The sequence below is a fragment of the Streptomyces tyrfis genome (assembly GCF_037034285.1).
In the GTDB taxonomy this organism is placed as follows: Bacteria; Actinomycetota; Actinomycetes; order Streptomycetales; family Streptomycetaceae; genus Streptomyces.
On sequence record NZ_JBAGJZ010000024.1, the window covers coordinates 1 to 24,667 of the forward strand.

At 74.7% G+C, this 24,667-nt stretch carries 18 protein-coding genes and 1 pseudogene; 11 read left to right on the top strand and 8 right to left on the bottom strand.

Annotated elements, in window-relative coordinates; genetic code table 11:
- The first annotated feature begins 108 nt into the window (after positions 1 to 108).
- On the top strand, positions 109 to 1,929 hold the full coding sequence (locus tag WA762_RS19450; protein WP_335937148.1) for an acyl-CoA dehydrogenase family protein: 1,821 nt from the start codon (positions 109 to 111) through the stop codon (positions 1,927 to 1,929).
- 132 nt (positions 1,930 to 2,061) lie between these two features.
- On the opposite strand, the gene WA762_RS19455 is transcribed toward WA762_RS19450, so the two are convergent.
- Together WA762_RS19455 and WA762_RS19460 are read right to left on the bottom strand one after the other, a co-directional pair.
- A complete protein-coding gene (locus WA762_RS19455; RefSeq protein WP_335937149.1) occupies positions 2,062 to 3,027 on the bottom strand; it encodes a LysR substrate-binding domain-containing protein in 966 nt (321 codons plus the stop codon).
- Positions 3,028 to 3,328: 301 nt separating this feature from the next.
- A complete protein-coding gene (locus WA762_RS19460) occupies positions 3,329 to 4,984 on the bottom strand; it encodes an FAD-binding dehydrogenase (protein WP_335937150.1) in 1,656 nt (551 codons plus the stop codon).
- A 202-nt stretch (positions 4,985 to 5,186) separates the two neighbouring features.
- On the opposite strand from WA762_RS19460, the gene WA762_RS19465 reads away from it, so the two are divergent.
- From WA762_RS19465 to WA762_RS19495, 7 genes and pseudogenes are all read left to right on the top strand, one after another.
- Entirely contained in the window at positions 5,187 to 6,080 is an 894-nt protein-coding gene (locus WA762_RS19465; protein WP_335937151.1) for a DMT family transporter, read from the top strand.
- A gap of 19 nt (positions 6,081 to 6,099) precedes the next feature.
- Positions 6,100 to 6,474, top strand: a pseudogene (locus WA762_RS19470) (SDR family oxidoreductase); the annotation flags it as partial.
- A gap of 142 nt (positions 6,475 to 6,616) precedes the next feature.
- Entirely contained in the window at positions 6,617 to 7,138 is a 522-nt protein-coding gene (locus WA762_RS19475; RefSeq protein WP_335937152.1) for an NUDIX domain-containing protein, read from the top strand.
- A 130-nt stretch (positions 7,139 to 7,268) separates the two neighbouring features.
- Entirely contained in the window at positions 7,269 to 7,664 is a 396-nt protein-coding gene (locus tag WA762_RS19480; protein ID WP_335937153.1) for a YidH family protein, read from the top strand.
- Complete coding sequence (locus WA762_RS19485; RefSeq protein WP_335937154.1) at positions 7,661 to 7,975, top strand: DUF202 domain-containing protein; 315 nt, start codon at positions 7,661 to 7,663, stop codon at positions 7,973 to 7,975. The genes WA762_RS19480 and WA762_RS19485 overlap by 4 nt, the downstream gene beginning before the upstream one ends.
- A 356-nt stretch (positions 7,976 to 8,331) precedes the next feature.
- Positions 8,332 to 9,354 (top strand): phosphotransferase family protein, encoded by a 1,023-nt coding sequence (locus WA762_RS19490; RefSeq protein WP_335937155.1) that lies wholly within the window; start codon positions 8,332 to 8,334, stop codon positions 9,352 to 9,354.
- Positions 9,355 to 9,357: 3 nt separating this feature from the next.
- Positions 9,358 to 10,572: an acyl-CoA dehydrogenase family protein gene (locus WA762_RS19495; protein ID WP_335937156.1), complete on the top strand. Its 1,215-nt coding sequence runs from the start codon at positions 9,358 to 9,360 to the stop codon at positions 10,570 to 10,572.
- 65 nt (positions 10,573 to 10,637) lie between these two features.
- On the opposite strand, the gene WA762_RS19500 is transcribed toward WA762_RS19495, so the two are convergent.
- From WA762_RS19500 to WA762_RS19515, 4 genes are all read right to left on the bottom strand, one after another.
- Positions 10,638 to 15,281, bottom strand: a complete 4,644-nt coding sequence (locus WA762_RS19500) for a HEAT repeat domain-containing protein (RefSeq protein WP_335937157.1) — start codon at positions 15,279 to 15,281, stop codon at positions 10,638 to 10,640.
- A 200-nt stretch (positions 15,282 to 15,481) separates the two neighbouring features.
- Complete coding sequence (locus WA762_RS19505; RefSeq protein WP_335937158.1) at positions 15,482 to 15,814, bottom strand: DUF7144 family membrane protein; 333 nt, start codon at positions 15,812 to 15,814, stop codon at positions 15,482 to 15,484.
- Between the two features lie 276 nt (positions 15,815 to 16,090).
- Positions 16,091 to 16,693, bottom strand: a complete 603-nt coding sequence (locus WA762_RS19510; protein ID WP_335937159.1) for a TetR/AcrR family transcriptional regulator — start codon at positions 16,691 to 16,693, stop codon at positions 16,091 to 16,093.
- 166 nt (positions 16,694 to 16,859) lie between these two features.
- Positions 16,860 to 17,630 carry an SDR family oxidoreductase gene (locus WA762_RS19515; RefSeq protein WP_335937160.1) on the bottom strand — a complete coding sequence of 257 codons (771 nt, stop codon included), beginning with the start codon at positions 17,628 to 17,630 and terminating at the stop codon, positions 16,860 to 16,862.
- 298 nt (positions 17,631 to 17,928) lie between these two features.
- On the opposite strand from WA762_RS19515, the gene WA762_RS19520 reads away from it, so the two are divergent.
- Positions 17,929 to 19,236, top strand: coding sequence for an exo-beta-N-acetylmuramidase NamZ family protein (locus WA762_RS19520; RefSeq protein WP_335937161.1), 1,308 nt, complete (start codon positions 17,929 to 17,931; stop codon positions 19,234 to 19,236).
- 132 nt (positions 19,237 to 19,368) lie between these two features.
- Here the strand turns inward: WA762_RS19520 and WA762_RS19525 are convergent, their stop codons facing one another.
- On the bottom strand, positions 19,369 to 22,197 hold the full coding sequence (locus WA762_RS19525; protein WP_335937162.1) for a penicillin acylase family protein: 2,829 nt from the start codon (positions 22,195 to 22,197) through the stop codon (positions 19,369 to 19,371).
- Between the two features lie 228 nt (positions 22,198 to 22,425).
- Here WA762_RS19525 and WA762_RS19530 point away from each other — a divergent pair, with 228 nt between their 5' ends.
- Positions 22,426 to 23,037, top strand: coding sequence for a hypothetical protein (locus tag WA762_RS19530; RefSeq protein ID WP_335937163.1), 612 nt, complete (start codon positions 22,426 to 22,428; stop codon positions 23,035 to 23,037).
- Positions 23,038 to 23,070: 33 nt separating this feature from the next.
- On the opposite strand, the gene soxR is transcribed toward WA762_RS19530, so the two are convergent.
- Positions 23,071 to 23,577 (bottom strand): redox-sensitive transcriptional activator SoxR, encoded by a 507-nt coding sequence (gene soxR, locus WA762_RS19535; RefSeq protein ID WP_335937164.1) that lies wholly within the window; start codon positions 23,575 to 23,577, stop codon positions 23,071 to 23,073.
- A 308-nt stretch (positions 23,578 to 23,885) separates the two neighbouring features.
- Here soxR and WA762_RS19540 point away from each other — a divergent pair, with 308 nt between their 5' ends.
- Positions 23,886 to 24,347 (top strand): MaoC family dehydratase, encoded by a 462-nt coding sequence (locus tag WA762_RS19540; RefSeq protein ID WP_335937165.1) that lies wholly within the window; start codon positions 23,886 to 23,888, stop codon positions 24,345 to 24,347.
- The last annotated feature ends 320 nt before the right edge of the window (positions 24,348 to 24,667 follow it).

Below are 24,667 nucleotides of genomic sequence, written 5' to 3' on the forward strand. Positions count from 1 at the left end.
GGGGGCTCGCCCGCAGCTCAATACGACTTACTACCGCCCTCGAAGCGCTCTCAATCGTCATGATCATCACACTGTGTTCACCGAACGTATGAGCTAGCGTTCCGGGGCATGATCAACATCTCGCCCCCTCTCGACCAGGCCGCTCCCACCGCGGCGGCACTGACACGGGCGCTCTTCGGCGAACAGCTGGAGGGTCTCCACGAGCCCTGGCGCAAACTCTTCGGCACGGAGCCGTTCCGGTTCCGAGAAGGCCTCTCGCCCGACGAACGGGCCGCGCTCTCCTACGAGCGGCTGCGCCTGATCAACGAGGCCCTCGACAGCCCCGAGGAGTTCGTGGCCGACGTGGAGCGGCTCACGGCCCTGCACGAGTGGGTCGGGCCGGTGGACGCGGGGCTGGGGACCGTGGCGAGCATCCACTACAACCTCTTCCTCGGCAGCCTCCTCGACCACGCCGCGGGGCCCGAGCGCGATCTGCGCGAGTTCGCCGGATTAAGGCGTATCGGCACCTTCCTGTGCACGGAGGCCGGTCACGGCAACAGCGCCGGGCAGCTGGAGACCACCGCGGTCTACGACCCCGCCGCGCGGGAGTTCGTGCTGCACACCCCCCATCCGGGCGCCCGCAAGTTCATGCCGAACACCAGCCCCGCCGGCGGCCCCAAGACCGCCGTCGTCGCGGCCCGCCTCATCACGGACGGCGAGGACCGGGGCGTCTTCCTCTTCCTCACCCCGCTCGGCGACGAGAACGGCGTTCCCACGCCGGGCGTGGGGATACGCAGGCTGCCGCAGACGGCCACCGCGCCCGTCGACCACTGCGTCACCTCCTTCGACCGGGTCCGGCTGCCCTACGAGGCGCTGCTGCAGTCCGATCACGGCCGGCTCACCCCGGAGGGCGACTTCAGCAGCTCGGTGGGCAGTCCCCGCAAGCGGTTCCTGCACTCCATCGGCCGGGTCACCCCCGGCAAGCTCTGCATGAGCGGCTACAGCCTCGGGGTCACGCGCCACGCCCTCGCCGTGGCCGTACGGCACTCCCACACCAGGCGGACCTCCGGCGTGACGGCCGGCGGGAGCGTCCCGCTGTTCGCCCACCGCAGCCACCACACCCCGCTCGTCGACGCCATCGCCACCACCTACGCCGCGACGTTCCTGCACCGCGCCGCGGTGCGGCGGTGGGCGCGGGCGACGGAGTCCGAGCAGGAGAACGCCGAGCGGTTCGCGGCGGTGGCCAAGGGGTGGATCACCTGGCGGGCCCGCGAGGTGATGACCGAGTGCCGCGAACGCTGCGGCGCGCAGGGCCTGTTCCTGGCCAACGGGATCGCGGGGCAGCTGGCGGCCAACGAGGGGACCATCACGGCGGAGGGCGACAACCTCGTCGTCTGGGTCAAGGCAGCCGGCGAGATGCTCCTCGGCCACTTCACCCCGGAGGAACGGAGTGACGCGCCGCCGGAGTCCCGCGACCTCGATGACCCGGCCTTCCTCCAGGAGCTGCTGGCGGACATCGAGCGCGTCTGGCACCTGCGCGCCCGTACCCGCCTGCGCGGCGCGGCGGCCGGCAATCCCCTCAACCGGTGGAACGCCGCCGTCACCCCGGCGCTGGAGCTGGTCGACGCCTACGCGCACCGCCAGGCCGCCCAGGCCCTCCTGGACGCGGCGGCCGACACCGACCACCCCGAGGCCCGGCGTCAGCTGACCCTGCTGCACCGTCTGTTCGCCCTGCGGCGCGTCGTGGCTCACGGCGGGGACCTGCTCGCGGAGGGATATCTCACCGGTGACCAGGTGAGGCGGCTGCCCGACGCGGCCGAGGACGCCGTCGAGGACCTCGTCCCCGAGGCCGTGACCCTCGTCGACGGATTCGCCGCGATGGACGAGGTCCTCCTCGACCACCCGATCAACCGGCCCGAGGCCTTCGAGGGCGTCCTGCCGCCGCGCTGAGAGCCCGGCCGACCGGCCCGGGGTCGTGCCGTCACGCCGCCGTCCGGCCGCACCGCAGGCGGCGGCGTGACGGCACGGCCCCGGGACCGCCCGCGAGGGGAGGGGCGCCCGCCGGCGAGGACGGACCGGCCCTCAGCGCGGATCGTCGCCGTCCGCCTCCTGCGGGGACACGTCGTGACGGGCCATCTGGGCGGCGATGTCCTCCAGGTTCCGGATCAGCGCCTGTGCCGAGGGGCCCAGCGCGCGGGCGGCCGACAGGGTCAGTCCGACGCTGTGGCCGATCGGGTCCAGCGGCACCGCCAGACGCGTGATCCGGGGGTCGTCGCGCACGATCAGTCCGGGAAGCGCCGCCACGACGTCCGTCTCCAAAAGGAGTTGACGTACCGTCAGGAACGAGGTGGTCTCGACCCGGTTCATCGGCAGCGGCATCCCGTGCCGGGCGAAGAACTCCTCCATCTCCCGCCGCAGCGCGGTCTCGGCGCCCGGCAGGATCCATGGGTAGTCCGCCAGGTCGGCCAGTTCCACGGTGTCCCGCCCGGCGAGCGGGTGCGCGGCGGAGACCACGAGCTCGACCGACTCGTCGTAGAGCTTGCGCCGCACGATCCGCTCGTCGGAGGGGACGGTGAGCCGGCCGACGACGAAGTCGATGCGGCCGGCCTCCAGGTCCAGGAGCAGCGCCTCCGGCGACGCCTCCCGGACGATCACCGTGAGACAGGGGCGCTCCTTCTTGATCTCGGCGATGGCCCTCGGGAGGAGCACGTTGGACCCGGCCAGGTGGGTGCCGACGATCACGGTGCCGCGGTCGGCGTCGGCGAGCTCCACCACATGGCGCCCGGCCTGCGCCAGCTGGGCCAGCACCGCCCGGGCGTGCTCGGTGAACGCCTCGCCGAAGACGGTGGCGGTGACGCCCCGGGGGCCGCGCTCGTACAGCGGGACGCCGAGGATGTCCTCCAGCTCGTGCAGGCTGCGGGTTGCGGCCGGCTGGGTGACGTGCAGCTCCGCGGCGGCCCCGACGACGCTGCCCTGCCGGGACAGCGCGTCGACGAGGACCAGGTGGCGGAACTTCAGCCGCCCGTCGAGGAGGCGCGGAATCTTCACGCCCCGACTCTATCCGCGCCGTCCGCCGGTTCACCGGACGGGAGGCTTCCGACGAATCGGGCCGGGGCCGCCGCGGTCACGGACCGAGCCGGGCCCGCCCGGGAACCGGACAGCACGGCGCTGCGGCGGCGGGAAACGGCCCGGCCGCGGCCGGGAACGGCACGGCGGACCGGCGGCCCGCACCGGCGACGCGCTCCGCGCCCCGTACCGCTCATCCCGCGCGCCCCGTACCGCTCATCCCGCGCGCCCCGTACCGCTCATCCCGCGCGCCCCGCGCCCCGCCGGGCTCCGGCGGGGCCCGCTATCCGACGGCCTTCGCCGCCGCCCGTCCCGCGGCCCGGCCGGAGAACATGCAGCCGCCGAGGAAGGTCCCCTCCAGCGAGCGGTAGCCGTGCACCCCGCCGCCGCCGAACCCGGCCGCCTCCCCCGCCGCGTACACGCCGGGCAGCGGGTCGCCGTCCTCGGTGAGGACCCGGGAGGACAGGTCCGTCTCCAGCCCGCCGAGCGATTTGCGGGTCAGGATGTTCAGCCGCACGGCGATCAGCGGACCGGCCGCAGGGTCGAGGATGCGGTGCGGCGCGGCCGTCCGGATCAACCGGTCGCCGAGGTACGCCCGGGCCCCGCGGATCGCGGTGACCTGGAGGTCCTTGGTGAAGGGGTTGGCGATCTCGCGGTCGCGGGCGATGATCTCGCGGCGCAGCGCGGCCTCGTCGATCAGCGGCTCGCCGGTGAGCGCGTTCATCCCGCGGACCAGCGCGGACAGGTCCTTCTCGACGACGAAGTCCACCCCGTGGTCCATGAACGCCTTCACCGGCGCCGGTACGTCCGCACGCGCCCGGCCGATCACGCCGCGGATCGACTTCCCGGTCAGGTCGGGGTTCTGCTCGGAGCCGGAGAGCGCGAACTCCTTGCCGATGATCTTCCGGTCGAGGACGAACCAGGTGTGCTCGTAGCCGGTCCTCATGATGTGTTCGAGGGTGCCCAGCGTGTCGAAGCCCGGGAAGAGCGGAACGGGCAGCCGCTTGCCGCGGGCGTCCAGCCAGAGCGAGGACGGGCCGGGCAGGATCCGGATGGCGTGCTTGTCCCAGATCGGGTTCCAGTTCTCGATGCCCTCGGTGTAGTGCCACATCCGGTCGCGGTTGATGTGGTGGGCTCCCGCCTTCTCCGCGACGCCGAGCATCAGCCCGTCCACATGGGCGGGAACGCCGGAGATCAGCTTCGCGGGCGGGGAGCCGAGCCGCCGCGGCCACTGCTCGCGCACCAGGTCGTGGTTGCCGCCGATGCCCCCGGAGGTGATGATCACCGCCTGGGCCCGCAGTTCGAACGCGCCGGTCGCGGTCCGGCTGCTCGCGGTGCCGCGGACCGCAGCGCTGGGCTCCAGGATCTCGCCGGTCACCGTGTCGACGACGCCCCCGGTGCGGCCCAGTCCGGTGACCCGGTGGCGGAAGCGGAACCGGACGAGGCCCCGGGCCGCGCCCGCGCGGACGCGGCGCTCGAAGGGGGCGACGACGCCGGGGCCGGTGCCCCAGGTGATGTGGAAGCGGGGCACGGAGTTCCCGTGGCCGTTCGCGTCGTAGCCGCCGCGCTCCGCCCAGCCGACGACCGGGAAGAGCCGCAGCCCCTGGGCATGGAGCCAGGACCGCTTCTCACCGGCCGCGAAGTCGACGTACGCCTCGGCCCAGCGGCGCGGCCAGCGGTCCTCCTCGCGGTCGAAGCCGGCCGTGCCGAGCCAGTCCTGGAGGGCCAGCTCATGGCTGTCCCTGACCCGCAGCCGACGCTGTTCGGGCGAGTCGACGAGGAAGAGCCCGCCGAAGGACCAGTGCGCCTGGCCGCCGATCGACTGCTCGGGCTCCTGGTCGAGCAGGATCACCGACCGGCCCGCGTCGACCAGTTCGGCGGTGGCGACCAGACCCGCGAGTCCCGCCCCGATCACGATCACGTCAGCGTCGTACGCCATGGGTTCCGTCCTTGTCGGAGAGCTCCGGCCTGGCAGGGTGGCGGTCCGGCGCGAGGGCCGGAAGTTACCCGCGCGTCAGATCCTCCGCACCGGCCGCCGCGACGTCAACCGCCCGGTCGGCGGCGCTTCGGCCGCGTCCGCCGGAGGCAGGCGCTATCGTCGGAACACATCACCCACTTCTGGCCTGTCTCGAGGTAGAAGCGTGTCGGTGCTGGTCGTCGTACTCGCCGTGAGTGCCGCCTGCTGCCTGGGATTCGGCTTCGTCCTCCAGCAGGCCGCCGCTTCGCACGCCCCGAGGAGCGACTACCTCTCCCCCAGGCTGCTGCTCGACCTGATGCGGGTGCGCAGCTGGCTGGCCGGGATCGGGCTGATGGTCTGCGGCATGGTGCTGGGGGCGCTGGCCCTGGGCCGGGGGGAGTTGTCCGTCGTCGAGCCGCTGCTCGCCACCAATCTGCTCTTCGCTCTGGCCCTGTCGCGCCACCGCACCGGGCAGCGGCTGGGCCGGCAGGGCTGGGCCGGGCTCTGGCTGCTGGCCGGCGGGGTCACCGCCTTCCTGGTGGCGGGCGAGCCCCGGGGCGGCGAGGCGGTCACGGACCCGCTGCGGCACTGGCTGGTCATCGGCGTGGTCGTGGGCGTCGCCCTGCTGCTCACCGCGTTCGCCAAGCGTCACAGATCCGGGGCGGCCCCGGCGCTGCTCGCGGTGGCCGCCGGACTGCTGTACGGCCTGCAGGACGCGCTCACCCGGCTCACCGGTCAGCGGATCTCCGCCGACGGGGTCATGGCCGCGGCGACGACGTGGCAGCCGTACGGGGTGGTGGTGCTGGGCGTGACGGGGCTGCTGCTGGTGCAGAGCGCGTTCGAGACGGGCCCGCTGCGGGTCTCGCTCCCGCCGCTGACCGCCGCCCAGCCGCTGGCCGGGATCGCCTGCGGGGTGGGCTTCCTCGGCGACCGGCTGCGGACCGACGCGGTCGCGCTGGCCTGGCAGGCGTCGGGGCTCGCGGCGATCGTCGTCGGGATCGTGCTGCTGGGGCTGCATCCGGCCATGCCGGAGGGGCGGGTGGGCAGGCACCGGCACAGACGCCTCCAGCCGAACTGACCGGCGGCCCTCGGAGAACGGCGGCTCGGTCGTCAACATCTCCTCGGCCGCCGGGCCGATGGGCCTGGCCATGACCTCCAGCTACGGCGCGTCGAAGTGGGGCGTGCGCGGACTGACCAAGATCGGCGCGGTGGAACTGGGCACGGCCGGAATACGGGTGAACTCCGTCCACCCCGGCATGACCTACACGCCGATGACCGCGACCACGGGCATCCGGCCGGGCGCGGGCGACTACCCGAACACCCCGATGGGCCGGGTCGGCGAGGCCCGGGAGATCGGGGAGGCGGTGGTCTTCCTGCTGTCGGACGCCGCCTCGTACATCACCGGCGCCGAGCTGGCCGTGGACGGCGGCTGGACGACGGGACCGACCGTGAAGTACGTCATGGGCCAGTGATCACCGAGGTACGTCACGGGTCGGTGATCACCGAGGTACGTCACGGGTCGGTGATCACCGAAGTACGTCACGGGCCCGGTCGCCGTCGCCGTCGGCGGCGGCGGCGGTCCGCGGCCGGACGGCCTGTTGTTGGATGAGGGGCATGACTCCTTCTGACGAGATCCTGGACGTCGTCGACGAGAACGACGTGGTCGTGGGGCAGGCCCCGCGCGGTGAGGCGACCGCGCGGGGCCTGCGCCATCGCTGTGTGTTCATCGAGGTCAGGGACGCGGCGGGCCGGCTGTTCGTGCACCGCAGGACCCCGGCCAAGCTGGTCTTCCCGTCCCACTACGACATGTTCGTCGGCGGGGTCGTCGGGGCGGGCGAGTCCTACGACGAGGCGGCGCTGCGGGAGGCCGAGGAGGAGCTGGGGGTACGCGGGCTGCCGCGCCCCGAGCCGCTGTTCAAGTTCCTCTACGCCGACGCCGAGCATTCCTGGTGGAGCCGGGTGTACCGGGTACGGTGCGAACTGCCGGTGGATCCGCAGGCGGAGGAGGTCGCCTGGCACGCCTTCCTCACCGACGCGGAGGTGGAACGCCGGCTCGGCGAGTGGGAGTGGGTGCCGGACGGCCTGGAGGCGTACCACCGGCTGCGCGCCCTCCGCGCGGGCGACGCGGCCCGCTGAGCCCGGCCGACGGCCGGCACGGCCTCGGCGGAGGGACCGGTGACCGGTGACCGGTGACCGGATGCCCCGGCGGAGGAGGGGCGAGCGGCGGAACGGCGATGGACGGAAGAACGGCGAACGGGTTTCAGGCGTGAACGATTTCGTACGGGCGCTGCGGCTTTGGTTCGCGCCGCAGCGCGTCCGCGAGGAGGGCGAGACCCCCGACTACCGGTTCTCGCTCGCCAACGAGCGGACCTTCCTCGCCTGGCTCCGGACGGCCCTCGCGCTGATCGGAGGCGGTTTCGCGGTCGACCAGTTCCTCCCGGAGCTGGCGTGGGCCGTCCGGGCGGGTCTGGCGCTGGCGCTGCTGGCGGCGGGGGTCCTGTGCGCGCTGCGGGCGGTCAACCACTGGGTGCGGTGCGAGCGGGCGATGCGGCGCGGTGAGGACCTGCCGGTCTCCCGGTTCCCGACGCTGCTCGGACTCGCGGTCGCCGTGGTCGCGGTGGCGATGGTGCTGGTGGTCCTCTTCGGCTGGGAGAGCCGGTGACGACCGGTGCGCGCGACCCCGGCCTGCAACCGGAGCGGACCAGGCTGGCGTGGCGGCGCACCACCCTCTCCTGCACGGTGGCGGCGCTGCTGGCGGTCCGCCAGGCCGTGCACGGCGGGAAGCCGGGACCGGCGGCGCTCGTCGCCGTGGCGCTGAGCGCGCTGGCCTGGCTGGGCTTCCTGCTGGTGGCGCAGCGGCGGGTGACCGGGATGGCGGCGGCCCGGCCGGGCCCGCTGTCGGCGCGGGGCGCGCTGGCCGCGTCGGCGTGCGTGATCGCCCTGGCGGTGTTCGCCGCGGCCATGATCTTCTGAGATCTTCCGAGCCCCCGGCCGCCGCCCTCGTGAGCCCGGCCGCCACGTTCGTAGAGCCCGGCCACCGGGCTCGTGAGCCCCGGCCGCCGCTCGCGCGCCACGCCTTCGCGTCCGCGCACCGCGCACCGCGTACGCGCGGCGCGCTCGTACACCGCCTCGTCCGCATCGGCCGGGCCGGGCCGGTGACGCGGCGCGCCCGCTCGACCGTCTTCCTCCCCTCCCCCGGGCCGACGTCACTCCGTGACCGTCGGCCCGCACCGGTCCCCCGCGCACCGGATTCCGGCGGCCCACTGGACGACATACCGACTGGTCGGCATCATGAGACACCGATCGTCTCTCACCCGGAGGTGCGCACCATGAGCCCAGTCCACCCGCCCGGCCTCGACCTCGAACGGCTGCGCGGACACCTCGACCGCGAGCGGCCGGGGCTGGTGAGCGGGCCGCTCGAAGCCCGGCTGGTGGAGGGCGGCCGGTCGAATCTGACGTATCTCGTGACGGACGGCGCCGGCCGCTGGGTCGTGCGCAGGCCCCCACTGGGGCACGTGCTGGCGACGGCGCACGACATGAGGCGCGAGCACCGGGTGATCAGCGCCCTGCACCCGACCGCCGTCCCGGTGCCCGGACCGCTGCTGCTCTGCGAGGACGACGCGGTGATCGGCGCGCCCTTCTATGTGATGGAGTACGTCGAGGGCACCCCGTACCGCACCGCCGAACAGCTCGCTCCGCTGGGCCCCGAGCGCACCCGGGCGGCCGTGCTCGGCCTGGTGGACACCCTCGTCGAACTCCACGCGGTGGCCCCGGAGGCCGTGGGGCTCGGCGACTTCGGACGGCCCGACGGCTTCCTCGACCGGCAGCTGCGCCGCTGGGGCAAGCAGTTGGCGGCCTCCCGCGACCGCGAGCTGCCCGGCGTCGACGAACTGCACTCCGCGCTCGGCCGCGCGCTGCCCGACTCCCCCGCGCCCACCGTCGTGCACGGCGACTACCGGCTGGACAACGTGCTGATCGGCGCCGACGACCGGATCACGGCCGTGCTCGACTGGGAGATGTCGACGCTCGGAGACCCGCTGACCGATCTCGGTCTGCTGGTGATGTACAGCTCCGACCTCGGCCTCGCGGACTCCCCGGTCTCCACCACCAGCGGCGCCCCGGGCCACCCCGCCCCCGCCGAGCTGATCGAGCGGTACGCCGCCCGGTCGGGACGGGACGTCTCCGCCCTCTCCTGGTACACCGCGTTCGCCTGGTTCAAGCTCGCCGTGATCCTGGAGGGCATCCACTACCGCTACACCCTGGGCCAGACGGTCGGCGCCGGTTTCGACCGGATCGGCGACCTCGTGCCCGTCTTCATCGAGCACGGCCTCACCACCCTCCAGGAAGGCTGACCCATGGACTTCGCGTTCGACGCGCGCACCGAGGAACTGCGCGGCAGGCTGCTCGCCTTCATGGACGAGCACGTGTACCCGGCCGAGCGGACCGCCGAGGAGCAGCGCGCGCTCCTGTCGTCCCCCTGGGAGACTCCGCGGGTCGTCGAGGAGCTGAAGGCCGAGGCGCGCAGGCAGGGGCTGTGGAACCTCTTCCTGCCCGACGCCGCGTACGGAGCCGGGCTGACCAACCTCCAGTACGCGCCGCTCGCCGAGATCACCGGCCGCTCGCCGCAGTTGGCGCCGACCGCGCTCAACTGCGCGGCCCCGGACACCGGGAACATGGAGGTGCTGCACCAGTTCGGCTCCGACGAGCAGAAGAAGCGCTGGCTGGAACCGCTGCTCGCCGGGGAGATCCGCTCGGCGTTCGCGATGACCGAGCCCGAGGTCGCCTCGTCGGACGCGACGAACATCGAGACGCGGATCGACCGGGACGGCGACCACTACGTCGTCAACGGCCGCAAGTGGTACATCTCCGGGGCGATGAACCCGGACTGCGCGATCTTCATCGTGATGGGCAAGACCGATCCCGACGGCTCCGACGTGCGCCGCCAGCAGTCCATGGTCCTGGTCCCGCGCGACGCCCCCGGCCTCGACGTGCGGCGCGCCATGCGGGTGTACGGCTACGAGGACCACTCCCACGGCGGGCACGCCGAGGTCGTGTTCGAGAACGTGCGGGTGCCCGTGGCGAACCTGATCGGCGAGGAGGGCGGCGGCTTCGCGATCGCCCAGGCGCGGCTGGGTCCGGGCCGCATCCACCACTGCATGCGGCTGATCGGCATGGCCGAGCGGGCGATCGAGCTGATGTGCCGGCGGGCGGTGTCCCGTACGGCCTTCGGCAAGCCGCTGGCCCGGCAGGGCGTCGTGCAGAACTGGATCGCGGACGCCCGGGTGACGGTGGAGCAGTTGCGGCTGCTGGTGCTGAAGACGGCGTGGCTGATGGACACGGTGGGCAACCGGGGCGCGCACACGGAGATCCAGGCCATCAAGATCGCCACCCCGCGCGCGGTGACCGGGATCCTCGACCAGGCGGTGCAGCTGTTCGGCGCCGGCGGGGTCGGCCAGGACTTCCCGCTGGCCGAGCTGTGGGCGGCGGCGCGGACGTTGCGCCTGGCGGACGGGCCGGACGAGGTGCACCAGCGGTCGCTGGCGCGGCGGGAGATCAAGCGGTACCTGTAGGTCCGCGGGACCGCGCGCTCCGGTGCGGGACCCGTCGGGACACGCGGTCCGCCGCCGTCGCGCCCTCAGGGGCCGGGCCGCTCCGCCGCCCGGCCGGCGGTGATCCGGTCGAGCACCGAGGTGTAGCGGGCGCGCCGGTCGGGGCGGGCGTGGTCGGCGGCCCGGCGGAGGGCCGGGACCGCCGCCGGGCCCAGCGCGACGAGCCCCTCGGCGGCGGCCCCGCGCACGAGGGGGTGGGCGTGCGCGAGCAGCGCGGTCACGGCCGGGACCGCGGGCGTCCAGCCCGCCCGGCAGAGCGTGCGGACGGCCATCCGCACCACGTCGGGCCGGGGGTCGTCCAACAGGAGCGCGGTGTGGTGCAGATGGGCGGCGCGGTCCAGCGTCGCGCGTGAGGTCCGGTGGGCGCGCAGCCGGACCTCGCCCCGGGGGTGGAGCAGCAGTTCGCCGAGCAGGGCGCGCAGGGCCGGGTCCCGGTCGGGCTCCGGGCCCGGGTGCGTCTCGGCGAGTTCCTTCAGGGCCCGGCAGGCCTGGTCCGGTGTCCCGGTGCGGGCCAGGTCCAGCAGCGCGGGCCGGGACGGGCGGTGCGGAGCCGCGGCGGGGGTACGGGCGCGCAGGTCCTCCCGTGCCGCGTCCCGCCGTACCGCGTCGGGGCCGCGCAGCGGGCCGTCGACGAGGACGAGCCGGTCGGCGAGCGCGTCGCGTCCTTCGGCGCGCAGCCGCTCACGGGCGCGGGTCAGCGCGGGGGTGCGCAGCAGCCTGCGGCCGAGGAGCAGGTCGAGGCAGCCCAGGGACCCGGCGTCGAGCCGGTCCTCGACGGCCCTCGCGAGGGCGTCGGCGGGATGGGCGCGCAGGGCGTCGGCGAGCGCGGGCCGCTCCGCGGGCGAGGCCTGCTCCCACCACTCCAACAGCAGCGGCAGCAGCGCTTCCCGTGCGGTCGGGTCGAGCTTCCGGGCCGCGCGGGCCACCCGCTCGCGCAGGATGCCGTCGCCGCGCAGTTCCGCCGGGTCCATGGCGGTCAGCGCGTGGGCGAGATCGCCGTCGACGGGGAGGTCGACGCGTCCGCGGAGGAACGCGTGGAGCACCGCGAGCCGCTCCCCGGGGCCGGGCCAGGTCGCCAGGGCGCGGGCGGCGGTGTCCCTGCGGTCGGCGGCGGGCGACTCCAGCATGGCCAGCAGACGTTCCCGCAGCGGCGCGGAGCGGGGCTGGTCGAGGTCGTCGGGGCGGACGCGCCGGGGCTCCGGGACCGGGGCGCGGGCGGCCTCGGCGAGGGTCCACGGCGGCGCGTCGAGCGGCTGGAGCTCCTCCATCCAGTCGAGCAGGGCGTCCCGGACCCCGGGGCCGGCGCCGCGGTGGGCGTCGATCAGCGCGGTCAGCCGTTCCCGCGAGCCGACCGTGCCGTCGTCCCGTCGGCGGAAGTCCGCCAGCGCGCCCGCGGCGCCGACCGCGTCGCGCAGCGCCTCCCGCCAGGCCCGGCCCCCGGCGGACGGGGGCGCGGCGGGGTCCGGGGCTCCGAACGCCTCGTGCAGCACCGCGGTCACGGCCCGCCAGGGGTCGGCGCCGAGCCGGGCCGACGCGAGTGCCCGGTCGAGGTCGGCGCGGAGCAGCACGGCCCCGAGGCGGCGCAGCAGCGTCAGGGTGGACCGGTGCGGCGTCGAGGGTGCGGGGCGCAGGGCCCGTACCGCGGCGACGGCGGCCGGCCCGCCGACCGCCGGCAGTGCCGGGGCGGCCTCTTCGAGCAGCGCGATCAGGTCGTGCCGGTCCCGGTCCCGCGCGGCGGCCAGGGCGTCGAGCAGGACCGGCACGGACCGGGCGCACGCCGTCAGCTCGTCGGCCGTCCGGGGCGCGGGGCAGACCCGGAGCACCAGCCGCACCACCCGCGTCCGGGACGCGGGGCGCTCGGCGGCCAGGCGGAGCCAGTCGCCGAGCAGGGGGCGCAGCCGTTCCGCCTGTCCGGGGCCGAGCGGACCGGGGCGCGCGGCGACGCGCGACGCGGTCTCGGGGTCCCAGCCGCGCACCGCGAGGGACTCGACGTCGCGTGCGGCCTCGTCGTCCGCCGACCGCCCCTCGGCGTCGGCCGGGGGCGCGATCCCGTGCCGGGCCAGGGCCGGCGCCAGATCCGCCGCCGTACCGGAGGCCAGGGCCACCCGGCGGGCCGCGATCAGTTCGAGCAGCGGCGCCGCCGCCGGGGACGCCTGGTCGTCCAGGGCGAGGACGGCGCGCGCCGCGAGGATGCCGTGGAGCCCCTCCAGGAGCCGTGCGCGGGTCCGGTCGTCCGGGGACCGCTCGGCGGCGGCGAGGAGGGTCGCGGCGTACGCGTCGCCGAGGACGGCGCGCAGGGCGGCGACGAGGGAGTCGCGCAGCCCGGGGTTGTCGTGGCGCCCGAGCTGGAACAGCAGACGGGGCACGGCGTCCGGGGCGCCCGCGCGGACCAGGGCCCGGGCGGCCGTCTTGCGGACGTTCATGTTGGGGTGGTCGAGGCGGGCGGCGATCGCCCCGGACGCCCAGTGCGCCCCGGCATGGTCCAGGGCGAGCAGGGCCTGCCGGACGGTCTGGATGTCCGGGGCGGCGGTCAGGGCGATCAGGGTGGCCGACAGCGCCTGGGCGTCCTCGCCGCCGGCGTCGCGGGCGAGCAGGGCGATGACGTGCTTGCGCACGTGCCGGTCGCGGTGGCGCAGCAGTCGGTGGACCCGGGACCGGGTGCCGGGCCAGGGCGCCCTGAGCAGTGCTTCGAGCAGGATCGCCCGCTCCTCGTCGGCGAGCCCGGGCCGGTCCAGCAGGTCGAGGACCGTGGTCGCGACGAGGGCGTGGCCCGCCTGCTCCGCGTCCTCCGCGTCGAGCAGGCAGACCGGCCGGATCGCGCCCCGTTCGTACAGTCGGCGCCCCAGGCCGTGGAGGGAGTCCAGGACCGGCCGGGGCACCACCGGCTCGGCGCCCCGCCCGTCCGCGACGTGCGCTCCGGCCGGGCCACCGGGCCACGCGTCCTCCCGCCGCCCGGCGCCGGGGGCCGAAGGACGCTCCCGGGCGTCCGCCAGGTCGGCCACCACGCGCAGCAGCAGGTCGGCGATGGCGGGCAGGGAGTCCGCGGCGCCGTGGGCGGCCGTGCGGCACAGGGTCGCCACCGGGTCGCCCGGGTCCGCACGGGCGCCCAGCACGGCCAGTTCCCGCGCGTCCGGGGCGCCGAGCCCGGCCGCCAGGCGGGGCGGCAGATCGAGCGGGTCGAGCCGGGCCAGCAGGTCCTGCCGCTGCTGCGGATCGGTCGTCAGCTGCCAGAGCAGGTCGAGCGCGCGGTGTCGTACGGCGTACAGGTGGGGGGCGGCCGGGGCCCCGGTCAGGCCCAGCCCGGCGCGCAGGGCGCGTGCCGTCCGTTCCCCGCCGACGGCCTCCAGGGCGTCCAGGGCCGGGGCGGGGGCCGAGGGCAGCAGCGCGAGCACGGCCTCCTCCGCCCCGGTGGGGCGCAGTGCGCGGATCGCGCGCAGGAACGGGCCGGGGGCGGGGGCCGACGGGAGCAGCCGGATGACCGCCGCCCCGATCGGGAGTCCGCCCACCCCCTGCCGGGCCAGCGACACCAGCAGGTCGAGCCGTCGCGGCCAGGAAGGGGCGTCGGGGGCCGCGTCCGTCAGTTCCCGCAGCGCCTCCTCCCGGCAGGTGTACAGGACCGTCGTGACCTCGTCGGCCGGTATCGCGTGGTCGGCCAGGGCCAGGCCGACGACGGCCGGCACGTGCGGTCCGGTCACGAAGTGCCCGCGGCGGTGGAGGCCGCGCAGGCAGGTCACCGCGGGTCCGCCGAGGAGCAGCGGATCGCTCGCGGCGAGCGTCGTCAGGGCGCCGACGGCGTCGCGGTCCGCCGACTCGCCGAGCAGTTCCATCGCCCGTCGGCGTGTGTCCGGCGCGAGTTCCGGGGTGTCGAGGGCTCGCCACAGCAGCTCCTGGTGGCCGTGGCGGGCGGCCGCCGTCAGTGCGGCCTCGGCCGTGCCGGGCCCGTGCGACGGGTCGGCGGCGAGGAACGGGGCCAGGCGTTCCGGCGGCAGGGGTTCCGTCGCCGCCCAGGGCTCGCCGAGTTCGCGCAGGGCGTCGGCGACGACCGGGTCGCCGTCCGCGCCGAGCAGGGCGGTGAGCGTCCGCCGCACCCGGGCGGGCGCCAGGAAGCCGGCGCGCAGTCCCTGGCGGGCGAGCCGGAGTGCCTCGGCCCGGAGCACCGGGTCGCCGCTCCCGGCGAGTTCCTCCACGAGCCGGGCGGGCCGGGGCGCGCGGGTGAGCTCGGTGTCCCGTATCGCCTGGTAGAGGAGTTCGCCGCGCGGTTCGTGGCGGATCACGGACGGTTCGTGGAGGAGGTCCGCGCGCAGCCAGGCGATCCTCACCCGGGCCGGCAGGGCGGCCGTGCGCCATGCCGGACGGGGGCGGTCGCGCAGATACGGGGCGAGGCGCTCGTACAGCCCGGCGAGCAGCAGATCCGGCTCCGCCCGCCCCGTCAGCGTCCCGGGCAGCAGGGCGGCGAGCCGCCCGCCCTCCGCGTCGTCGAACGGGCCGCCGGACGCGAGGTGCTCGTCGAGCAGCACCAGCCCGGTCCCCCGGAGGTCCGGGTCCTCGTGCCGGATCAGGCGTCCCAGCACGGCGGGTTCGCGGCGCCCGGCGTCCAGGAGTCCGGTCAGGCGGTCGGTGTCGCCACGCCGTACGGCGTCGTGGATCTGTGCGTCGGTCAGCGTCCTCACCGTCGGATGCTAACGACGGTGTTTCCGGGGCTGCCATTGGATTGGCGCGGGGCGGGAGCCGGTGCGGCCCGTGCCCCTCGCCGACGTCGTCGGTTCCCGCCGCGCCCCCGCGGTCCGGCGGCCGGGGCCCTCGCCGAACGGCCGGCCGCCGCTCCCGGACGGCACGGTGCGGACGTCCGGGCCTCTCCCGGGGCGCCCGCTCAGACGACGACCAGCCTGATCAGCGCCCAGATGATGACCAGGTCCAGCGTCATCACGCTGATCGCCCACAGCGGGTAGTACGGAATGAACATGAACTGGGTGACCAGGCTGATCGCGGCGAGCCCCACACCGGCCGAACGGCCCCAGCTCCTGGCCCCCAGCACGCCGAGGCCGCCGACCAGCAGCGCGATCCCCACGACCAGGTGGATCCAGCCCCAGGTGGTGAGGTCGAACCGGTACTCGTAGTGCCTCGGCACGCCGTAGAGGGTGTCGCGGGCGATGCCGGTGATGCCCTGGAGAACGCTCAGCACCCCGCTGAGGACCAGTGCCACGCCCACGAACCTCGCCGCCGCGGCCGGCACTCCGCCGTGCCTGGACCCTGTCACATCGCGTCGCGCACCACTGGGAATGTCCGCCATGGCTGTCACCTTTCGTCCTGGTGCGGGCCGTCGCCGCACCGCGCGGCGCGGTGGCGGAAACCGGCGGCGTCTCCGCCACGGTGTACAGCGTGGGCCCCGGGCCCGCGCGGGGCGACCGCACCGGGGCCATCCGGGTGCGCGGGACGCCCGGGACGGCGGGCGGGGGCGGCGGACGCGGGCGGCGGGCGTTCAGGGACGCAGGGCGCGGAGCAGCAGGTCGGCCAGGTGGTCCGCGACCTCCTGCTTGCCGAGCGGACCGTCGGGCCGGTACCAGGTGGACAGGTGGTGGACCGACCCGAAGTGGTAGTCGACTATCAGGTCGGCGGGGGTGGCCGTGGAGAACACGCCTGCACGCTGCCCCTCCTCGACCAGGGCGCGGAAGCGCTCGTGGTAACGGCGCCGTTCGGCCCGTACCCGCTTGTTCTTCTCGGGGCTCAGGTGGTGCATGGAGCGGAAGAAGATCGCGGCGTCGTCGAGATTCTCGATGGTGGTGACGACCACGTCCGCGGCGGCGTCGCGCAGGCGCTTCTCCACCGGGGCGTCGGCGTCCGCGAAGGCGTCGAGGCGCTCCTGCTGGAGCCGGAGCACCCGGGCGTACACCTCCTGGAGGAGGTCCTCCTTGGAGCCGAAGTAGTGGTAGAGCGCGCCCTTGGTGACGCCCGCGGCCTCGACGATCTCCTGGACGGAGGTGCGGTCGTAGCCCCGCTCGGCGAAGAGCCGGGTGGCGGCGGCGAGCAGCCGCTGGGGCACGGGGGCCGGCTCCTCCGGTTCCCCGTCCGTCACCTTGGCCATGACCGCCACCTTCCTTTCCGTGCCGTGCGCGGGTCCGCGCCGCGCGTGAAGCGGTCTACCGGAGGGAACGCGGTTCCCGCCCGAGGATCTTCCCACCCGCCGCCCCGGGGCCCCGCCCGGACCCCCGACGGGGCCGGCCCGTGGTATAGGAGGCGCCGAACGGCCCTCAGGCGCCGCCGGTCTCCTCCCACTTCCGTTGCAGGTGGTTCATGCTGCCGAGCCAGCGGTCGGGGTCCCCGGCACGAGCCTGGTGGAAGCCGGCCACCTCGGGGTGCGGCAGCACGAGGAAGCGGTCCTCGGCCATGGCGGCGAAGAGCGCGTCGGCGACTGCCTCCGGCTCGATGGCGGTGGGCGCCAGCACGAGTTCGCCGGCCGATCCGGCGGCGGTCAGCATGTCCGTGCGCACGCCCTGCGGGCAGATGGCGTGGACCTTGACGCCGCGGTGGCGGTAGGTGAGCGAGAGCCACTCCGCGAAGGCGACGGCGCCGTGCTTGGTCACGCTGTACGGCGCGGCGCCGATCATCGTCAGCAGCCCGGCCGCGGAGGCCGTCGAGACGAACCGGCCGCCGCCGCGTTCCAACCAGTCGGGCAGCAGCGCCCGGGCCGCGCGGACCTGGGCCATGACGTTGACGTCCCAGGCGGCGGCCCAGACCTCCTCGTCGGCGAAGGCGTCGCCGGGCGAGGCCAGGCCCGCGTTGGCGCAGTAGACGTCGACGACGCCGTCCAGCGCGTCGCGGGCGGCGTCCAGGGTCAGCGAGGCGTCGCCGGCGACCGCGACGGCCCCGGTCTCCTCGGCCAGCTTCGCGATCCGGGCCCCGTCCAGGTCGTTGACCACGACCCGCGCGCCCTCCGCGGCGAAACGGCGGGCCAGCGCTGCCCCGATGCCTCCTCCGGCCCCCGTGACCACCACGCCCGCGCCCCGCACCGTGCCGCCCATCGGTCCCCGCCTCTCTCCACCGGTCGCCCCGACAGACTAACCAGTCGGTATGCCGGAGCGAAAGAGGGCCGTCCCCATGCGGGGGCGCCCCCGCCCCGTCACGTCGCGTCGCGTCGCGTGGGGGGAACGCCACCGCAGCCCCGCCGGTCGTACGGGGCCGTCGCCGCCGTCTCCCCCTCGTCCCCGTCGCCCGAGGGCCGCCGTCGTCACACCCGTCACGTCCGACTCGTTCCGTACGGCCTGATCGCGCGCTAGCGTGCGTGCCCATGACAGTGGTCGCGATCATGGAGGTAGCCGAATGAGCCTGTCCAGACGTGGTTTGCTGGCCGCCGGCGGCGCGGTGGGCGCCCTCACGGCGACGGGCGCCGGCAGCGGGGCCGCGGCCGCCGCCCCCGCGCCCGGCAAGGGGCACGGCAACGGCCGCGGGCCGGTCCGCACCGGTTTCGACCGGCTGGCGGCGGACGGCTACGCCCTGCTGAAGGGCCGCCGCGTCGGGGTCGTCACCAACCCGACCGGGATCACCATGGACGCCCCCTCCCGGAACGGCTCCGGGGCACGGGCGGTGCGCCACATCGTCGACGTGATGCACGCGGACCGCCGGGTGGACCTGGTCGCGGTCTTCGGCCCCGAGCACGGCTTCCGCGGCACCGCGCAGGCGGGCGGCTCGGAGGGGCGGTACGACGACCCGGCGACCGGACTGCCCGTCTACGACACGTATCTGAAGAGCGGGCAGCCGCTCGCGGACGTCTTCACCGCGTCCGGCGTGGACACGGTCGTCTTCGACATCCAGGACGCGGGCGCCCGCTTCTACACGTACATCTGGACCCTGTACGACTGCATGGAGGCGGCGGCCCTCGCGGGCAAGCGGTTCGTGGTGCTGGACCGGCCGAACCCGGTGACCGGGCGGGCGGCGCTGGGCCCGGTCCTGGACCGGGCGTTCGCCACCTTCGTGGGCCGCCGGGAGATCGCGCAGGCGCACGGCATGACCGTCGCCGAGCTGGCGCTGCTGTTCAACGCGGAGTTCCTGGACCGGCCGGTGGACCTGCGGATCGTGAAGATGTCGGGGTGGGAGCGCTCGGACTTCTTCGACGCCACCGGCCTGCCGTGGGTGCCGCCGAGCCCCAACATGCCGACGCCGGACACCGCGCTGGTCTACTCGGGCACCTGCCTGTTCGAGGGCACGAACCTCTCCGAGGGGCGGGGCACGACCCGGCCGTTCGAGCTGCTGGGCGCGGAGGGCGTCGACCACCGCTGGGCGGACGCGGCGAACGCGCTGGAGCTGCCGGGGGTCGCGTTCCGCGAGGCGTACTTCGCGCCGACCTTCTCCAAGTTCGAGGGGCGGACGGTCGGCGGGGTGCAGCTGCACGTGCACGACCGCGCCGCCTTCGACCCGGTGCGCACCGGCATCGGGCTGCTGGTGACGGCGAAGCGGGTCTGGAGCGGCTTCGAGTGGCGCTCCGACAACTGGATCGACAAGCTCACCGGCAACACCCGGGTGCGCACCATGATCGACGCGGGGGCCGGGACCGACGAGGTGGTGGCGGCCTGGTCGGCGGACCTCGCCGCGTTCCGGGCCGTCCGCGGGCGGTACCTCCAGTACCGGTGAGGTACCGCTGACCGCGTGCCGGGGCGGGTCCGTGACCGCGGGACCCGTCCCGGCACGCCGGTCCGGTCGCCCGGGGGCCGGGCGGAGGTGCCGGTGACGCCCCGGCCGGCGCTCGCCGGCCGGGGCGGGGGCTCACCGGTGGGAGGGGAACTCCACGACCTGCTGGTACGTCGGCCGGTTCTGCCAGTGGAGGGACTTCTGGGAGATCCCGCCGAGCGGCCGGTGCACGATCGAGTCCGCGCACCACTGGTCGCCGGCCTTGCAGGTGTCGTCGCCGGGGTAGACCTCCGCGGCCGGCTTCGCCGCCGCCTGCTTCAGCGAGCTCAGCAGCACGTCGCGGCAGCCGTCGAGGTCGCCGCCGCCGCAGTAGGTCTTCGCCAGCGGACCCTTGACCGGCTGTCCCAGCACCTGGCGCAGGTCCTTGTCCACGAAGCCCCACCAGCCGTACTGGAACGCCGATCCGCTGTGCGCGCCGCTGGCGCCGTGCGCGGCCGACGGCGACTCGTCGGTGGCGAGGCTCGCGGTCAGCGCCTGGTACAGGCCGTCGCCGAGGCCGGGCCGGAACTCGGCCTCGACCAGCGCGGGCCACCACGCGTCCATGATCCGTACGGCGTCGGCGTGCGGGTAGGCGTGCGAGCCGGCGGCGCCCTCCCGGCGCTGCGAGCCCGACGCCCGCCAGGACTCCAGCTGCTGGACCACGCCGTTCAGTTCGGGATCGGTGACCGGCCGGGACCGGATCACCTTCAGCAGCTCCGGCAGCAGCTGCTCGCCGCGCAGGTCGGTGACCGCCGCCTCGGCCATGGCCCGGGTCAGGGAGGCCCGGGTCACCCCGCCCTGGTCGACCAGCTTCGCCACCCGGTCGTCCAGCAGATCGCCCCGGTGCACCGCGCTGAGCCCGAAGCCCGCCGCGGCGTAGCCCTCGGCCTGCTTGTTGTTCCAGGAGACGTAGTAGTCCTGGCCGCTGGAGTTCGGGTGCTCGGCGAAGGGGGTGTACGCGGCGGTGTTGGCCGCCGGGTCGAAGTCCTTCCACTCGTAGGCCCGCTCGGCCCGCACCGGCAGCGCCGGGTCGACGCCCGCCGCGCGCACCGGGTTCATGCCGCTGTTGTAGTAGGCGGCGGTGCGGGAGTCGGCGTAGAACCAGTTGAACGCGTAGTCGATGTTGCTCGCCGCGCGCTGGAACGAGGCGGCGTCCTTGACGTAGTCCGGATCGTTGAGCATCTGGAAGCCGATGATCGAGTCGGCCTCGTGGCGGTAGGTGCTGCGCAGCGAGGTGTACGCGACGGGCTTGCCGCCGACGGTGGCGCGGTGGGTGACGATGCCGTAGTGGGTGCGCCGGACCTGCATCCGGTAGGACCCCTTCGCCGTCGAGTCGGCGACGGTCGGCGTCCAGGAGTTGGCGCGCTCCAGCGTCTCCATGACGGTGCAGGCGCCGCGGTAGAGGTAGTGCGTGGAGTCCTTGGCGGGCGTCGAGCCGTCGGGCTCGCACAGCTCGACGGCGTAGGTGTCGGTGATGTCCTGGCCGGCCGAGGTGGCGCTCCAGGCATAATCCTGGCCGCGGCCCATCTGGACGTACATGCCGACGCCCGCGAAGGAGACGCCGCGGGCGCTGATGCCCGGCCCCTGGAGCTCCTGGAGCATCATCAGCTGCGGGGCGAAGTATCCGGTCTGCGGGCCGAAGACGGCGATCGGGTTCCCGCTCGCGGTGTGCGCGCCGGAGACCAGCAGGGCGTTGGACATCCCGCGCTTCTGGGCGCCGGGGCCGGAGCCGGGCAGCGAGCCCTCGGGGATGACGCCGTCGTCGAAGATCCCCTGGGCCTTCTCGAGGTTCGCGGGTGCCTTGACGGGAGCCTTGCGGTCGGTGCCGGCGGAGCCGGTGCGGTCGTGGATCAGCTGCTCGGCCGTGACGGAACCGGCGTCGGGCAGTGCGGTGCCGCGCGCCTGGTCGGGCTTCCCGGCGTACGGGAACCTGGTGCCGTCGTGGACGGTGAGGACCGCCTCGGGGTCCTCGCGCTGGCGGAACGACTCCCAGACCCTGGTTCCCTCGGCCACCCCGTACTTCTGCTGGGCGGCGAGCAGCGAGAGCGCCGCCTGCACCTCGCCGCCGCCACCGCCGCCGAACTGCCCGCCGACCACGGAGGCGATCGAGATCAGGTCGGTCAGCTTGAACGGCTGTATCTCGCCGACGTTGGTGATGGCGTCGATCTTCCCGGTGAGCACGTACTCGCCGGGGAAGTAGCGGCCGTTCTTGGACTTCTCGCGGTAGGCGTTGATGCCGTCGACGTACGCCTGGGCATCGGCCATGGCCTGCTCGCCGCGGGCGCCCTCGTGCGTGCGGATGTGGTCGACCTGGGCTTCGAGGTCGGCCTCGGTGTACGGGGCCTGCGGCCAGAACTGCTGCTCCAGGCCCTGGTTGGCGAGCGCGCCACCGGCGAAGGAGGTCAGTTCGCCGCGCCCGATGTGCCGGAAGAGGTCCATCAGCCAGAGCCGGTCCTGGCCGGCGGCGTATCCGGCGCCGAACTCGGTCCCGTAGCGGGTGGTGCCCTTGATGTGCGGGACGCCGGTCGCCTTGTCGCGGGTGATGGTGACGTCGTCGCGCGGCGAGGTGACGGATTCGACCTGGTCCTTCGGGACGCCGAACGAGGCGTCGCCGAAGAAGTCGGTCAGCTTCTTGTCGGTGAGACCGCCGTAGCCGGCCACCAGGCCGTTGTAGCGGTCGAGTTGGTCGTCGCTGTGGGCGGGATGCGTGCCGAACGCCTTGTTGCCGAGGATCTCGACGAGCGTGGCGTTGCCGTTCTCGCCGGGCGGCAGGATGTCGTCGCACTGCCCCTGGCAGTGGTCGGTGACGGGCGTAGGTTCCGCCGCCGCGGCGCCGGACTGCGGCGCCGCGGCCAGCAGAGTGGTGCCGAGAGCGAGGACCGCCGCCGCCGCGGCGGCTCTGGACATGACGGTGCGTGGGGGCATACGGGCTCCTCCGAGTGGCCGATGCGCCGGAGGTTACCGGCGGTACGACCCGTCGGTAAGGTGAACAACGGTCACCTTCTCCGAATCGTCACATGTCCTGGATCGGCCGCCCGCCTGACTGCCAGTCATCTCACTTTCCGGACACTCTTGCGCGTCCCGGGATCGGAATCGGGTGCCCGTTCGTCTATCTCTTGACGCCGAAGTACGAGCGACGGAGGTGGTGGCGCAGTGGCCGGATTCCGGAGTCTTGCGAGACAGGTCCGCGATCCGCTGGGAGACCTGGCGCTGCGGCGGTATTCGCTGCGCAAGTGCCTGGAGCGGTTCGCCCCGTACGGGCACCGGGCGACCTGGGATCATCTGTGCACGCGGCACGGCATCGAGCCGGAGGACAGGTCCCCGGATCCGGCGCGGCTGGTGGGCGCGCTGGAGGAGCTGGAGGCGGCGCGGGCCGTCTGGCTCGACTACGAGGCGTCCTTCGCGGAGCGCCGCAGGCGGGAGAAGCACGACGGGCTGCGCAGACCTGGTGCTTTCGACGACTGGCACCGGCGCGCCTGGGGCGGTTACGGGGTCGCGCGGTGCGCGGATCCGGCCGTGCACCCCTCGGCGCCGCTGGCCGAGGTCGTCGGCAGGCTGATCGCGGCCCTGGAGTCGGGGCCGGGCACGGGCTGCCCGGTGTGCGGGTGCGCGGACATCGTGTGGCGGCCGGACCCGGTGTGCGAGCAGTGGACCGGCCCGGTCTGCGCGGGGTGCGGCATCCTGGTGCCCCGGCCGGTGCTCACGCCGGGCACGCTGGCGCGGGCCCGGAGCTCGCGGCCCCGGGACCTCGCGTCGGCGGCGTGACCGGCGCGGGGCGACCCGCCGCGGGCCCGGCCCCTACGCCCCGCCGTCCTTCCGCGGCTCTCCGGTCCGCCGGCCTCCGGCCGCCGGGCGCTCCGGCATCAGGCGCGAGCCGCTGATCCGCCGGCCGGAGACGTCGTCCGGGTTGGAGAGCACACAGGTCTCCAGGGACAGGCAGCCGCAGGCGATGCAGTCGGTGAGATGATCCCGCAGCCGCCCCAACTGCTCGATTCTTTCGTCGAGTTCGGAGCGCCAGGCCGCCGAGAGCCGCGCCCAGTCGTCACGGGTCGGGGTGCGTTCGTCCGGCAGCTCGGCGAGGGCGGCCCTGATCGTGGCGAGCGGAATGCCCACCCGCTGCGCCGCGCGGACGAACGCCACCCTGCGCAGCGCGTCCCTGGTGTAGCGGCGCTGATTGCCACTGGTGCGGCGGCTCCTGATCAGGCCCTTGGCCTCGTAGAAATGCAGGGCCGAGACGGCGGCGCCGCTGCGCGCGGAGAGCTGGCCGACCGTGAGTTCCTGAAGTGTGTGTGGGATCTGGGGCACCCCTCCAACCCTAAGGGCTGTCGCACCCCTGGGCCCCGACGCCGAGCACGCACCCGGGACCGGCCGCCGAACCGCCGCCGCCGGGGCGGACGCGGGCCGCGCGGCGCTCGGTGCACGAGGGGTCTCCCGGGAAGGGCCGCGGCGCCGGACCGTCGCGCCGGACCGTCGTTGACAGGAACGCACCCGCCAACGATGCTGAGCAAGCGCTTGGACAGGCCGGGCCGGAGGGCGCCGCCCGTCGGGCCGGTTCCCCTCCGCGGGCGCGCGACGGCGGACGACCGAGAGCGGGAAGGGCAGGTACCAGGGACATGGCAGAGCCGAGGATCTTCACGTCCGCGCAGGAGCTGCGCGAGGCGGTGGACGAGCAGCTGGGGTACAGCGACTGGCTGGCGGTCGACCAGAAGAGGATCGACCTGTTCGCCGACGCGACCGGCGACCACCAGTGGATCCACGTGGACCCGGAGCGAGCCGCGGCCGGGCCGTTCGGCACGACGATCGCGCACGGCTACCTCACACTCTCGCTGCTGCCGGCCCTGGTGCCGCAGGTCATGCGGGTCGAGGGCATGAAGATGGGGATCAACTACGGCACCGACAAGGTCCGCTTCCCGGCCATCGTGCCCGTCGGCTCCCGGCTGCGCGCGACGGCCGTGCTGAAGCGCGTCGAGGAGGCCGGGGGCGGGGTCCAGGTCACGGCACTCGTCACGGTCGAGCGCGAGGGCGGCGACAAGCCGGTGTGCGTGGCCGAATCGGTGTCGCGCTACTACTTCTGACCGGCGCGTTCGTCCCGGCCGGACGGGCGCCGGATCCGCGCCGGTTCCGGCGCGCCCGTTCCCGGCCGGGTCCCGCCCGCCGCCAGGCCCTGCCCTCGAAGTGCCGTCGTTCGGCCGGAGACCGGGCGGTGCGGCGTCTGACGCTTCCCGGGCGCCGCACGGCAGGCGGCAGCCCGGAGACAGGCCCTAGCTAGGGGGTGTCTGACACATACCTGCGGTGTCGCGGGGTCCGGCACGCACGCTCGCGGCGTTGCCGAACCGCCCACATGGCTCCGCCACGCAGACGCTCCGGCGCCTGCGATCGCACGCACCGGCCCCCG